The sequence below is a fragment of the Paraburkholderia polaris genome, from assembly GCF_012927345.1.
GTDB classification, from domain to species: domain Bacteria; phylum Pseudomonadota; class Gammaproteobacteria; order Burkholderiales; family Burkholderiaceae; genus Paraburkholderia; species Paraburkholderia polaris.
Map to the genome: position 1 here is coordinate 23,674 of NZ_JABBGJ010000067.1, position 12,000 is coordinate 35,673.

Below are 12,000 nucleotides of genomic sequence, written 5' to 3' on the forward strand. Positions count from 1 at the left end.
ATGCCGCATGTTTTCGAGGCTTCGTTCGCAGTTGTTCCTGTCTCTCAACCTGTTGCAAGTGCAACCATTTCGTTGTGTGAACGAAAGGCTGCGCGGCGGTCCTGCATCGCCCGTCATCAACTTGAGCAGTGCTTGACTTCGATAGAAGTGTATAACGATAATATAGTTATACAGAAGGCATTTTGAGGCGATGAAGATGCTCGTAAACACGAAGTGACGACGCCGCACACTTGCCGTTATTGAGCGTCGGTTCAGTTCGGTACGCTGGTTTCAGATGGGAGCCGATAACGGCTTCCTCAATAAAGCAGGTACCCTTGCGGGTTCTGCACATATAGGAGACGGAGATGGGAACAACTTTGCGGGGCTGGGGCCGGCTGGCAGTCATGGCCGGTGCGCTGGCCGCGAGCGTGTTCGTGCAGCAGAATGCAGGTGCAGCGGAGTTCAAGTACGGGGTCAGCGCAGACGTCACGTCTCTCGATCCGCAGTTCGCCAATTTGCCTGGCAACCGCAACGTTGCGCGCAATGTGTTCGAGCCGTTGATCGACATGTCGCCAGACGGCCGGTTGCAGCCTGGGCTCGCCGAATCGTGGAAGCCGCTCGACGACAAGACGTGGGAAATCAAGCTGCGCAAGAACGTCAAGTTCCAGGACGGCTCGTCGTTCACGGCGGACGATGTGGTCTATTCGCTCGCGCGTCCTGACACGCTGACCAATTCGCCGGCTACGTTCGGCGTTTTCACGAAAGACATCACCAAGGTGGAGGTGATCGATCCGTACACGGTCAAGCTGACCACGGCCCGGCCGCTGGCTGTGCTGCCAAACTATCTGTCGATGATCTTCATGCTGTCGAAGAAAGACACGCAGGGACTCAAGAGCGAAGACTTCGAAACCGGCAACGGTCTCGTCGGCACGGGGCCTTACAAGTTCTCCCGCTTTTTGCGGGGCGATCGCGTTGAACTCGTCCGCAACGACGCTTATTGGGGCGACAAGCCGGCCTATGACAAGGTGACCGTGCGGATTCTGCCGAATGCGGCGGCGCGCGTGGCGGCGATCCTGTCGGGCGACGTCGACGCGGTGATCGATGTACCCAGCGCGGACGTCACGCGCATCAAGGCTGACAAAAAGCTTGCCGTCTACACGAAGCCCAGCACCTTGATGGTCTTCTGGGTGATGAATCAGCTAAACGACAACGCGCCGTATGTGACGGACAACAACGGTAAGCCCTTGGGCAAGAATCCGTTCAAGGATGTGCGCGTGCGCCGTGCGTTCTCTTTGGCGATCAACCGTCAGGTGCTGGTGGACCGCGTGCTGCAAGGCTTGGGCGTGGCGACGCAGAACAGCGTGCCGAGCACGATGTTCGGCTACAACCCGGCGCTGCCGCCCGATCCGTACAAGCCCGATGAAGCGAAGAAACTGCTGGCTGAAGCCGGCTATCCCGAGTGCTTTTCGCTGACGCTCTTTGCGCCGAACGATCGCTACGTCAATGACTCGCAACTGGCGCAGGGTGTCGCGCAGATGCTGACGCGCATCGGTTGCAAGACCAAGGTCGAGACGCAACCGATGGGTACGTTTATCTCGCGCGTGAACCAACTGCAGCTGGGCTTCTTCATGATCGGCTGGGGCGCGGATGCGGGCGACATGGGCGTGCAGCTCGAATCGCTGTTCTCTAATCCGACCAACAATCCGTTCCGCAAGATCAATATCCAGACGTACGATTCGTCGAACTTCTGGAAACCGTTGAATGCGGGGCTGGCGACGGTCGACAATGCGAAGCGCGATGCGCTTTACCAGGAAACGTCGAAGGTCTTGCACGATCAAGTGGGCATCATCCCGACCCATCTGCAGGTTTCCACTTTCGCCGCGCGTGACGGGATTCATATCGTGCCGCGCGTCGATTCGCAGATGTACGGGTTCGACGCCGCACCGGCGAAGTAATCTGCAAGCGCCGCTGTGCGTCTCTAGCGAAGCTGCAAGAGCGGCGCAAGCGGCGGACGAATCGGCGAGCGCGAGCTCGCCGATTCGTTTTATCCCAATGTCACGCGCGTGTTGTCGTTGAAGTGCGAAACGAACTTGTCGAGCAGCGCGAGAAATTGCGTGCGCTCGGCCGGATCGAACGGCGCGAGCAGCGCTTCGACCGATTTCTGCGCATAGCGCTCGCATTGGCGGAAGCATTGCCGTCCTGCTTCAGTGAGCGAGATTTCCACTTTGCGCTGGTCTGTTTCGCTTTTTGCTTTTTCGAGCAGGCCGCGCTCGCTCAGAATCTTGACGACGAGCGCGGTGGTCGAGCGGTCGAGGCCGATCAGACGTGCGATGCCAATCTGTTCGAGCGGGCCGCTGTGGAACAGGATATACAGCACGCCGTATTGGCTGGGCGTCATGTCGAGCGCAGCGCAGGCTTCGATGAAGAGGTCGGTCGAGATCTGGTGGGCACGCCGGATCATGAAGCCGGGACGGGCGTACAGACGGTCGAGCGGAGTCTGGCGTGCATCGCGCGCCACAGGGTTCTTTGCCATGGACTCGTATAGGGAAGTGGGCCGCCCGCGGTCGGGCGGCAAGTGTGACTGACCGATATTATCGCGCAGTGCGGACGGGATGCCGCAGAGTGGGGCGGATGAGGGGCGTCATCCGCGCGGATTACTGTGCGTCAGGCTGCTGCCCGGGCGCTGCCGCAGTGAATGCCGGCAACTGCATGCAGCGCTGCGCGATGCGGCCAAGCACCGGGTAGGCACTCAGGTCGACGTTAAAACGTTGGGCGTTGAAAACCTGCGGCACGAGCGTGAGATCGGCTAGCGTCGGTTGATCGCCGTAGCAGAACTGACCGGTCGTGTGACTGTGTGCAAGCCTTGTTTCCAGCGCGGAAAAACCCGTGTGGACCCAGTGGTGATACCAGGCGTCTCGCGCTTCTTTTGTTAGTCCGGCTGTATCGCCAAGGTATTTGAGCACACGCAGATTGTTGAGAGGATGGATGTCGCACGCGATGTCCAAAGCCAGAGCACGCACAGTGGCGCGGCCGAGCGGGTCGCGCGGTAGTAGCGGCGGTTCGGGATGCAGTTCGTCCAGGTACTCGATGATCGCCAGCGACTGATGGAGCGACACTTCGCCGTTCCTGAGCACCGGGACGAGCGCCTCCGGACTGAGCGAACGATAGGCGGGCGCAAACTGCTCACCCCCGTCGCGCGACAGATGGACGGGGATGTAATCGAATGGCAGGCCTTTCAGACCTAGCGCAATTCGCACCCGATACGATGCGGAGCTACGGAAAAAATTGTGAAGCTGCACGGGATATCCTCGATGAACGGAGCATGACGAGCGTTACGCTCCGTTGTGACGTGAGTCGTTCAGACCACTTTGACCTGGAGTTCGCCGAGACCGTCGATGCCGCCATGCATCGTATCGCCCTTGATCACGGCGCCAACGCCTTCCGGCGTGCCGGTATAGATCAGATCGCCCGGCACCAGTTCGAAGAAGCGAGACAGATACGCGATCGTTTCCGCGACCGACCAGATTAGTTGCGAGACGTCCGCGCGTTGCTTCGAGGTGCCGTTGACGTTCAGCCAGATCGCGCCGTCCTTCAGATGACCCGTCTGTTCAGTGCGATGCAGTGGGCCGATTGGCGCGGAGCGATCGAACGCCTTGCCGATATCCCATGGGCGGCCCATTTTTCGCATCTCTATTTGCAGATCGCGGCGCGTCATATCGAGTCCGAGTGCGTAGCCAAACACGTGATCGAGTGCGTCGTCGACGGAGATATTTTTACCACCCTTGCCGATTGCAGCGACCAGTTCCATTTCGTAGTGGCAGTTGTCCGTTTCCGGCGGGTACGGAAATTCTCCCGTGGTGCCCGGTGCGACATAAACGATCGCGTCGGCCGGCTTGCAGAAGAAGAAAGGCGGCTCGCGGTCCGGATCGAAGCCCATCTCGCGCGCATGGGCGGCGTAGTTGCGCCCGACGCAGTAGATGCGACGGACGGGAAACGCGTCGTCCGAACCGGCAACCGGGACCGTTACCGCGGGCGCGGACTCAAAGACCAGATTCATTGAATATTCTCCATGTGTGATTGTGTTGGATGCTGACCAGCGCGGTCGTCAAGGCGCGCATTCACGCGTCCAGCTTTTCTTCGCGCAGAATGTTGAGCGCGGTTTGCACTGGTCGGTCCGAAAAGCTGAACAGCACCGCATCGTCGTTCGCGTGCAGCGTGAATGTTTTCCATGACGGCACGACGAAGTGATCCTTCGGGCCGAATTCGAAGCTTTGCCCGTCGATGACTGCCCGTCCGGTTCCCTCGACGACCGAATACACGGCGCCGTCGGTACTGCGGAACGGTTTGCCTGAGAAACCGGCCGGCAGATACTGCATGAACGTGGCAAGCGTCGGCATCGGCCAGCCGCCGGTTGCAGGGTTGACGTAGCGCAGCTTGACACCATGCCATGCGTCGACGTCACCATCGCGATAGAGGCGCTCGAGCACTTCGCGCGTGCGGTCGTACGGGTAGCTGAAAATGGGCGAGGTCGGCGATGAAGGCTGATAGTCGACCGGCAACAGGTTGTGTCCGTAGCGCGCGAGCGCATTTCCTTCGGGACGGGTCACGCGTTGCGACATTGCCGTGCTTTTTTCCTCGAAGCCTGCGTCGAAGAAGCGAATCATCGGAATATCCAGGCCGTCGAGCCAGACGACCGGTTCGCTGCGGCCGTCAATGCCGTCGTTGCCGTGATCGTGCCAGGTCCAGCTCGGGGTAATGATGAAGTCGCCCGGCATCATGGTTGTGCGTTCACCGTCGACTGCCGTATAAGCGCCACGGCCATGGACGATGAAGCGCAACGCCGATTGCACGTGGCGGTGGGCCGGCGCTACCTCGCCCGGCAGAATCAGCTGCAATCCGGCATAGAGCGATTGTGTCACGCTGGCGTAGCCGGGCAGCGCGGGGTTCTCGAGCACGAGCACGCGGCGCACTGCTTCCTCAGCGGTGATCAATGTGCCGGCCTGCTCGATGTAGGGCAGCACATCACGCCATTTCCACAGCGCGGGCACGCAGGGTCCATTGGGCTGATGCGGCACCAGCGTGCTAAGCGATTCCCACAGGGGAATCATGTTGAGTTCGCGGATCTGCTCGTAGAAAGCTTTCCTGTCTGACGTGGGAAGGTCGGTATTCATTGCTTGTCTCCTGTCCTTTTCTGGAACCACCGTGTCTCGTCGAATGGCGTAGGTATATCCGGCGATACGTGAGGATGTATGACGGTGTTCTGACGAATAATCGGCAGACGTATGTCAAAAGATATTGAATCTTGATCATCGTGTCAAATGAATTCCGTTGTCCGGATGAACCGCTTGACGAAGCAGGAATGGCTCACTATATTTCGGCAGACGTCTGCGTAAATTGCCGATAACCGTGCAACACGGGAGACGGATTCAATGGCGCGCTGCTCCGCGCTCATCACGAAAGAGGAGACAGATGAAAAAAGATAGTGAGGTCGTCATCGTTGGTGCGGGGATTGGCGGGTTGACGCTGGCGCTGACGTTGCACAAGGCAGGCATCGCGAGCCGAATTTTCGAAGCAGCGCCTGAAATCAGGCCGCTCGGGGTCGGGATCAACCTGCTGCCGCATGCGACGCGTGAACTGGCGGAACTCGATTTGCTCCCCGAGTTGGCTGCAGTCGGTGTGACGACGCAGGAGTCGGTGTTTTTCAATCGCCACGGGCAACTGATCTATCGCGAGCCGGCTGGACGTTTCGCCGGTTACGATCATCCGCAGTTCTCGATTCATCGCGGGGATCTGCAGAGCGTATTGCTCAAAGCGGTGCTTGAACGTCTGGGGCCGGACAGCGTCGTGACAGACCGTCGATGTGTCAGCGCTACCCAGGACGAAACAGGCGCAATGGCGCGCTTTGCCGATAGCGCCGGAAACGATCATCTCGCTAGCGGCGCGGCGATTGTGGCGTGCGACGGCATTCACTCGGCGATTCGGAAACAGTTCTATCCGAACGAAGGCGCGCCGCGCTATTCCGGTTTCAACATGTGGCGCGGAACGATCGTAGCGCCGCCGTTCCTCACCGGTGGCAGCATGGTGCGTGCCGGCTGGCTGACGCACGGCAAGATGGTCATTTATCCGATCCGCGATAACGTGGATGCCGCGGGCAATCAGTTGGTGAACTGGGTCGCCGAAATCGAGGCGCCGCAGCCCGCACGCCGCGACTGGAATGGAAAAGGGCGCCTCGCCGATTTCTTCCCTGCATTCGCGGACTGGCATTTCGACTGGCTGGACGTGGCCGCGATGATCGAAGCGACGGAGACGATTCTGGAATATCCGATGGTCGATCAGGATCCGCTGCCGCGCTGGACATTCGGCCGCATCACGCTATTGGGGGACGCGGCGCATCCGATGGTGCCGCGTGGCTCGAACGGTGCCGGGCAGGCGATTCTGGACGCGCGCTTTCTGGCAGACCGTTGCGCGGAGCTGGGCGTCTGCGAGGAGGCGCTGCTTACCTATGATCGAGCGCGCGTCAAGGCGACCGGCGACGTTGTGCTGATGAACCGTAAGGCGCCGCCCGACCGGGTTTTGCAGGTGGTCTACGAGCGCACGCAGGGGCAGCGCTTCGAGCGGATCGAAGATGTGGTCAGCGCGGAAGAGCTAAGCCAGATCGCCAATCAGTACAAGACGGTCGCCGGTTTCCATCTCGACGATCTGAAGGCGAAGCAACGGGTCGGGTGATGGGTGAGGTTGGGTGAAGTGACGCCGCCGGTCAGGAGGCGGCGGCCGCCTGGATCGGCCGCTTCAATAGCGCCGCCGCGCGGGGTCACGATGGTCCCTGAGGCAATCGCTACCACGTACACGGCGGCGAGGCAATCTTAAGCAAGTAGCCGGCCATTCCCCCTCGCTCTCTGACTCTATAGACGACTGGTCTAATTGAGGCCATAATCCGGTCCCTATGAGAGCTAGCCATCCCCACATTCGCAGGCACATCCTCGACGCCGGGCGTGCCCTGATCGCCCGAAAAGGTTTTGTTGCGGTCGGGCTGAACGAGATTCTGACGACCGCCGAGATCCCGAAGGGGTCGTTCTATCACTACTTCGGTTCGAAGGAATCGTTCGGCAGCGAGTTGCTGCAGCAGTACGTTGCCGACTACGCCGCGCGCCTCGACGCGCTGTTCGGTCAGCCCGGTGTCAACGGCCGTGACAAGCTGCTGAGTTATTGGGCCGCGTGGCAGCAGGCACAACTCGCCCAGGACGGCGACGAAAAGTGTCTGGTCGTGAAGCTGAGCGCGGAAGTTGGTGACCTGTCCGACGAGATGCGCGTCGTGTTGCGCGACGGCGTCGACCGCCTTATGGTCCGTCTCGCGTCCGTGATCGAAGAGGGCCAGGCAGACGGCTCGCTTTCGCCGGAGATCAGGGCCAAAGAAGCCGCAGAACTCCTGTATCACATGTGGCTCGGTGCCGCGCTCGTCACCAAGCTGAGACAGGATGGAAGTGCGATGGCGCAAGCCATGGCGGTCACACAGAGCGTACTGCGCGCGGCATGACATTGCTGCGGCCACGGCCTTGGTGCTATTGAAATTCCTGGGACAGAGGCACCCACCGAAGCACTCAGGGAAGCACTCGCAGAACCATTTGTAGACGCGCTCAGAGCAGTACTCGCAGAACCATTTGCAGAAGCGCTCAGAGCAGTACACACAGAAGCATTGGCAGAAGCGCTCAGAGCAGTATTCACAAAACCATTGGCAGAAACGCTCAGAGCAGCACTCGCAGAACCATTTTCAGAAGCACTCAGAAAAGAACGCTGAGAAGCACTCGCAGAACCGCCGGCTCCGCGCAGAACGGAGTCCTTATCGTTGCACATTCCAGGAGATTGATTGTGCGTAGCGTTGTCTATTCCTCTTTCGACAATCCCGCTGACGTGCTGCAGGTCGCGGAACGTCCCACGCCGAATCCCGGCGCGGGGCAGGTGCGCATCAAATCGACCTTGTCGCCGATCCACAATCACGACCTGTGGACGATTCGCGGTCAATACGGCTATAAGCCGCAACTGCCGGCCGTAGGCGGCACTGAAGTTGCCGGCGTGATCGACGCGATCGGCGAGGGTGTCGAACACGTGAAGCTGGGCCAACGCGTGGTGGTGGCCGGCATCTACGAAGCCTGGGCCGATTACGTTCTGGCGCCGGCGGCAGCAGTCATCCCGCTGCCCGACGCGATTAACGACGAAGTAGGTTGCCAGTTGATCGCCATGCCGTTGAGCGCGGTGATGTTGCTGGAATATCTGCATCTGGAACCCGGTCAGTGGTTCATTCAGAACACGGCGAACGGTGCGGTCGGTAAGACCCTGGCGATGCTGGCCAACGCGCGCGGCATCAATGTGGTCAATCTGGTCCGGCGTGAGACGGGCATTGCGGAATTAGCCGAGGTGGGCATCGGCAACGCGGTGTCGACCGAAAGCGATGGCTGGAAGAAGCAGGTTCGCGGCATCGTCGGCGATGCGCCGCTCGCGGCGGGTGTGGATTCGGTGGGTGGCGATGCCAGCGGCGACATCTTCAGTCTGCTTGGCGAAAACGGCACGCTGGTCTCGTTTGGCGCCATGTCCGGTCAGCCGATGCGGCTTAACTCCGGCGACGCGATCTTCAAGCAGGCGACCGTCAAGGGTTTCTGGGCGAGCAAGATTTCCGAGGTCACCTCGGGCGCGGATAAAGCGCGAATGATCGGCGAGCTGCTGACGCTAGCTGCGTCGGGCGAGTTGAAGCTGCCGGTCGAAGCCGTCTTCGATGTCGAGAACGCGGCGCAAGCGGCAGCGGCGAGCGAGAAGAGCGCACGCAAGGGCAAGGTGCTGCTGCGCTTCTAACGAGCAGACTAACGAGCTGAGGCGTTTCGCTGTATCGGCGCACAACGTTGTGCCGTGCAGTGTCATGCCGCTGCAAGTTCACAAGATCCTTCCAATGTCTGCCCACGACGAATCGTCGAGCGGTTTCGGAGCAGGCATTGGTCGCACTTTCTCTCACCGACTCAAAGCCAATCCATGATCGAAGTCCATCACCTCAACGAATCCCGTTCGCGCCGCATTACCTGGCTGCTGGAAGAACTCGGCCTCGATTATCAGCTGGTTCAATATCAACGGAATCCGGAGACCCGTCTCGCTCCGCCGGAACTGACGGCGATCCATCCGCTGGGCAAGGCCCCGGTGATTCGTGACGGCGAAAAGGTGGTGTTCGAGTCGGGCGCGATCGTGGACTATCTGATTCGCCGCCATGGCGACGGCCGCCTTGCTCCGGCATACGGAACCGACGCGTACGACCGTTACGCGCAGTTTCTGCACTATGCGGAAGGCTCCGCCATGCTGCCGCTGATGTTGAAGGTTTACACGGCACGTCTTGGCGACGGTGCTGCTCCGTTACAACCCAGAATCGAAAGTGAGTTGCAGAATCACCTGGGTTTTCTGAATCAGGAACTGGCCGGCCGCGACTACTTCATGGGCGATGAATTGACGGGTGTCGATATCCAACTCTCGTTCGTGGCTCAGACGTGCCTGAAGTTTTGCGGACGCGACGCGTTCCCGAATATCACTGCGTTTGTCGATCGTATCGAAGCGCGCCCCGCGTACCAACGCGCGATGGAAAAGGGCGGCGCGTAAGCGCCTACTTTCCACGAGCGCTTAAACCTCCAGTCCGGCTTCCTCATCGATCAATTCGGCGATGTCGTGAACATCCACGGTGCAGCCGGACTTGTTCTTCACACCCTGTCCCCAGGCCTGCACATGCACGCCTGGCGTCAGATACTCGACGAGTTCGGCGGCGGCATGCGGTGGCATGCGCAGCGACGTGCCGTCCTCCAGTAACGCGCCGCGCAATTCTCCTTTCGGCCCACAGAGCGGCATCACAACTTCGCCTTGCACGTCCATCGGCTCGCCGCCGTGTTCATGCCGATGCCCGTGTTCGTGCTTCGGGCCATGCTCACGATGGGGTGGACCTTCGTCGACGATCTCGACGCCTTGCTTCGTGACGAGCGAGACGGCCGCGACGAGGTCGGCGCCGCGTGGTTTCACGCCACGTACGCGTACGCTGTCGCCTGGCGCAATGTGCCGTGCGATCTGTTTGCCCAGATGCGGTGGGAAATGAACCTGCTGTTGCGTACCGCCGGCGTGCTGAAGAATGAAGCCGTCGGCGTCGCCGTGCGGATTGAGCAGGAACAGTACGACTTTGCCGCGCGTTTCGGGCAGGCAGGCGGGATCGATCCAATGCATGGTTGGGCTCCTTGTTCGAAGGTTACTGGGGCAAATTGCCGTAAAGCACGGTGAGATTGCCGGGCGTGCCGAACGCGGTCGCCTGGAGCGACTCGCCGTAGCGATTGCGCGTGCCGTAGCCTTGCGCCGCGATCGTCGCGCCCGGTTGCAACAGACTGGCGAATTGCGCGGCGGCTGGGGGCGTCAGTTTGATGACAGTGCCATCGGTGAGCAGCACGCCGTCCGGTTCGCCGCGCGGCGCGCTGGTCACACGCAGTACGCGGCCCGTGGCATTGAGCTTGACAAGCCCGACGCCGGCGAGCGATTTCGGCAGACGCGGTGCATCGGCAGGCGGCGGTTGATCGACGATGCTGCGGCCGTTCTTCGCGTCGGCGATCTGTCTGGCCTTCAGGCTTCCGCCTGGCTGCGCAAGGCCGCTCACATTGACGGTGTCGCCCGGCGCAATCGCGGCGGCCACCTGATTGCCGATATGCGGTGGAAACGATACGAGAGTCGTGTCGGCCAGCAGAAGTCCGTCGACATCGCCTTCGGGGTTGATTAAAAAGCGCCTAACGACACCGCTCACCGTAGTGGGCACGCCGTCGCGCGGACCGCCGGCTCGCGGAGGTGGGGGCGGCATCGAAGCATTGGCGTTCGGTGCAGCAGGCGCCATCGCACCGCTGGCGTTCGGTGCAGCAGGTGGTATTGCACCGCCGGCGCTCGGTGCAGGAGGTGGTATTGCACGACCGGCGTTTGGCGGGGAAGGTGGTATCGAACCGCCGGCACTCGGCGGGGGCGGCGGCATCGGGCCGCTGTCCGGTGGGGACGCGGGCTGCGCCGCGCAGGCAGCGGTCGCTGCGATCACGGCGAACGCTGCCTGCGCGCGCACGATCGGGTTGAGACGGTTCATCGCTAGACTCCTTCGACAATGTCGTGCAGGAGTCTTTGCAAGCGTTATGCCATGCGGAACAGCCTTGTCGCATAAGGCTCTACGTCCAGGCGGCGACCTGCCGGTGTCGGCTCGCTGGACGGAGGGTGTCTGCTACATGGACACGGGCGGATGTTCGAATCAGATGTCTCAGCAACCGTTGCCACATGGACACTGGGCAGACGCTCAAAGCCGACATCTCAGCAGCTTGTTGCGATGGACCGTTAGCCGAGCTTATAAGCCGCCATCTTCGTATAGAGCGACTGGCGGCTGATGCCGAGGCGGCGCGCCGCTTCGGCGCGATTGCCCACGGTCTGCTGCAACGCGCGTTCGATGGCCGCGCGTTCCAGCCATTCGATCGCCTGGGGCAGCGGCAGATCGAGCAGCGCAGTGGGAATCTCGCCGGCCGAAGCGCGCGGCGTACTCAGAAAAGCCAGATCGTCTTCGGTCACGAGCGGGCCGCGCGCGAGCGCTGCGACACGTTCCATCGCGTTCTTCAACTCGCGCACGTTGCCTGGCCACGCGTACGCGAGGAGGCGTCGTTCGGCATCGCCGCTCAAGGTTCGCGCGGGCCCCGCTAGTGTTCCGTCCCAGAAATAACTTTACGTAAATTTGTATTGTTCTATGATCAAGTTCGTGACGAACAGGAGGCGATCATGGGACGCAAGGGGATCGAGGTTGTAGTGTCGGAACTGGAGCGAGAACAGCTGCTGTCCATGAGTCGCTCGCGTTCGTTGCCTCATTCTCTGGTGCGTCGGGCAAAGATTGTCCTGATGGCCGCTGACGGTCACACCACCACGGAAATTGCGATGCAGTGCGAAGTGACGCCACCGGCGATCACGCACTGGAAGAAGCGGTTTGTCGCTCAGGGGCTT

The 12,000-nt window shown here is 60.9% G+C and carries 12 protein-coding genes and 1 pseudogene; 6 read left to right on the forward strand and 7 right to left on the reverse strand.

Going from position 1 to position 12,000, the window contains the following annotated elements:
- Positions 1-344 precede the first annotated feature (344 nt).
- A complete protein-coding gene (locus tag HHL24_RS39885) occupies positions 345-1,934 on the forward strand; it encodes an ABC transporter substrate-binding protein (protein WP_169490779.1) in 1,590 nt (529 codons plus the stop codon).
- A gap of 89 nt (positions 1,935-2,023) precedes the next feature.
- Here the strand turns inward: HHL24_RS39885 and HHL24_RS39890 are convergent, their stop codons facing one another.
- The 4 genes from HHL24_RS39890 to gtdA all read right to left on the reverse strand — a co-directional run bounded on the left by HHL24_RS39890 (position 2,024) and on the right by gtdA (position 5,150).
- The gene (locus HHL24_RS39890; RefSeq protein ID WP_169490780.1) at positions 2,024-2,512 is read right to left on the reverse strand and encodes a MarR family winged helix-turn-helix transcriptional regulator; all 489 of its coding nucleotides are present in this window, start codon (positions 2,510-2,512) and stop codon (positions 2,024-2,026) included.
- A gap of 121 nt (positions 2,513-2,633) precedes the next feature.
- Positions 2,634-3,278, reverse strand: a complete 645-nt coding sequence (maiA, locus tag HHL24_RS39895; protein WP_169490781.1) for a maleylacetoacetate isomerase — start codon at positions 3,276-3,278, stop codon at positions 2,634-2,636.
- Between the two features lie 59 nt (positions 3,279-3,337).
- The gene (locus HHL24_RS39900; protein ID WP_169490782.1) at positions 3,338-4,036 is read right to left on the reverse strand and encodes a fumarylacetoacetate hydrolase family protein; all 699 of its coding nucleotides are present in this window, start codon (positions 4,034-4,036) and stop codon (positions 3,338-3,340) included.
- 61 nt (positions 4,037-4,097) lie between these two features.
- Positions 4,098-5,150 (reverse strand): gentisate 1,2-dioxygenase, encoded by a 1,053-nt coding sequence (gene gtdA, locus HHL24_RS39905; RefSeq protein ID WP_169490783.1) that lies wholly within the window; start codon positions 5,148-5,150, stop codon positions 4,098-4,100.
- A gap of 298 nt (positions 5,151-5,448) precedes the next feature.
- Here gtdA and HHL24_RS39910 point away from each other — a divergent pair, with 298 nt between their 5' ends.
- From HHL24_RS39910 to HHL24_RS39925, 4 genes are all read left to right on the forward strand, one after another.
- A complete protein-coding gene (locus HHL24_RS39910; RefSeq protein WP_169490784.1) occupies positions 5,449-6,705 on the forward strand; it encodes a flavin-dependent oxidoreductase in 1,257 nt (418 codons plus the stop codon).
- Positions 6,706-6,922: 217 nt separating this feature from the next.
- Positions 6,923-7,513: a TetR/AcrR family transcriptional regulator gene (locus HHL24_RS39915; protein WP_169490785.1), complete on the forward strand. Its 591-nt coding sequence runs from the start codon at positions 6,923-6,925 to the stop codon at positions 7,511-7,513.
- Between the two features lie 332 nt (positions 7,514-7,845).
- Positions 7,846-8,823, forward strand: a complete 978-nt coding sequence (locus HHL24_RS39920) for a zinc-binding dehydrogenase (protein WP_169490786.1) — start codon at positions 7,846-7,848, stop codon at positions 8,821-8,823.
- Between the two features lie 174 nt (positions 8,824-8,997).
- Positions 8,998-9,609 carry a glutathione S-transferase family protein gene (locus HHL24_RS39925; protein WP_169490787.1) on the forward strand — a complete coding sequence of 204 codons (612 nt, stop codon included), beginning with the start codon at positions 8,998-9,000 and terminating at the stop codon, positions 9,607-9,609.
- 21 nt (positions 9,610-9,630) lie between these two features.
- On the opposite strand, the gene HHL24_RS39930 is transcribed toward HHL24_RS39925, so the two are convergent.
- From HHL24_RS39930 to HHL24_RS39940, 3 genes and pseudogenes are all read right to left on the reverse strand, one after another.
- Positions 9,631-10,218, reverse strand: a complete 588-nt coding sequence (locus tag HHL24_RS39930) for a hypothetical protein (protein WP_169490788.1) — start codon at positions 10,216-10,218, stop codon at positions 9,631-9,633.
- 22 nt (positions 10,219-10,240) lie between these two features.
- The gene (locus tag HHL24_RS39935) at positions 10,241-11,107 is read right to left on the reverse strand and encodes a hypothetical protein (RefSeq protein ID WP_230417775.1); all 867 of its coding nucleotides are present in this window, start codon (positions 11,105-11,107) and stop codon (positions 10,241-10,243) included.
- 242 nt (positions 11,108-11,349) lie between these two features.
- Positions 11,350-11,691 (reverse strand): annotated as a pseudogene (locus HHL24_RS39940) (AAA-type ATPase lid domain-containing protein); the annotation flags it as partial.
- Between the two features lie 90 nt (positions 11,692-11,781).
- Between HHL24_RS39940 and HHL24_RS39945 the strand changes: the two are divergent.
- Positions 11,782-12,000: helix-turn-helix domain-containing protein (locus HHL24_RS39945; RefSeq protein WP_169488292.1), on the forward strand; the 219-nt coding region annotated here is incomplete at its 3' end.

What these genes read in the sequence shown, in the direction of transcription:
- HHL24_RS39885 (WP_169490779.1), top strand. Translation starts at nt 345, where the DNA reads ATGGGAACAACTTTGCGGGGCTGGGGCCGGCTGGCAGTCATGGCCGGT.
- HHL24_RS39890 (WP_169490780.1), bottom strand. Translation starts at nt 2,512, where the DNA reads ATGGCAAAGAACCCTGTGGCGCGCGATGCACGCCAGACTCCGCTCGAC.
- HHL24_RS39900 (WP_169490782.1), bottom strand. Translation starts at nt 4,036, where the DNA reads ATGAATCTGGTCTTTGAGTCCGCGCCCGCGGTAACGGTCCCGGTTGCC.
- gtdA (WP_169490783.1), bottom strand. Translation starts at nt 5,150, where the DNA reads ATGAATACCGACCTTCCCACGTCAGACAGGAAAGCTTTCTACGAGCAG.
- HHL24_RS39910 (WP_169490784.1), top strand. Translation starts at nt 5,449, where the DNA reads ATGAAAAAAGATAGTGAGGTCGTCATCGTTGGTGCGGGGATTGGCGGG.
- HHL24_RS39915 (WP_169490785.1), top strand. Translation starts at nt 6,923, where the DNA reads ATGAGAGCTAGCCATCCCCACATTCGCAGGCACATCCTCGACGCCGGG.
- HHL24_RS39925 (WP_169490787.1), top strand. Translation starts at nt 8,998, where the DNA reads ATGATCGAAGTCCATCACCTCAACGAATCCCGTTCGCGCCGCATTACC.
- HHL24_RS39930 (WP_169490788.1), bottom strand. Translation starts at nt 10,218, where the DNA reads ATGCATTGGATCGATCCCGCCTGCCTGCCCGAAACGCGCGGCAAAGTC.
- HHL24_RS39935 (WP_230417775.1), bottom strand. Translation starts at nt 11,107, where the DNA reads ATGAACCGTCTCAACCCGATCGTGCGCGCGCAGGCAGCGTTCGCCGTG.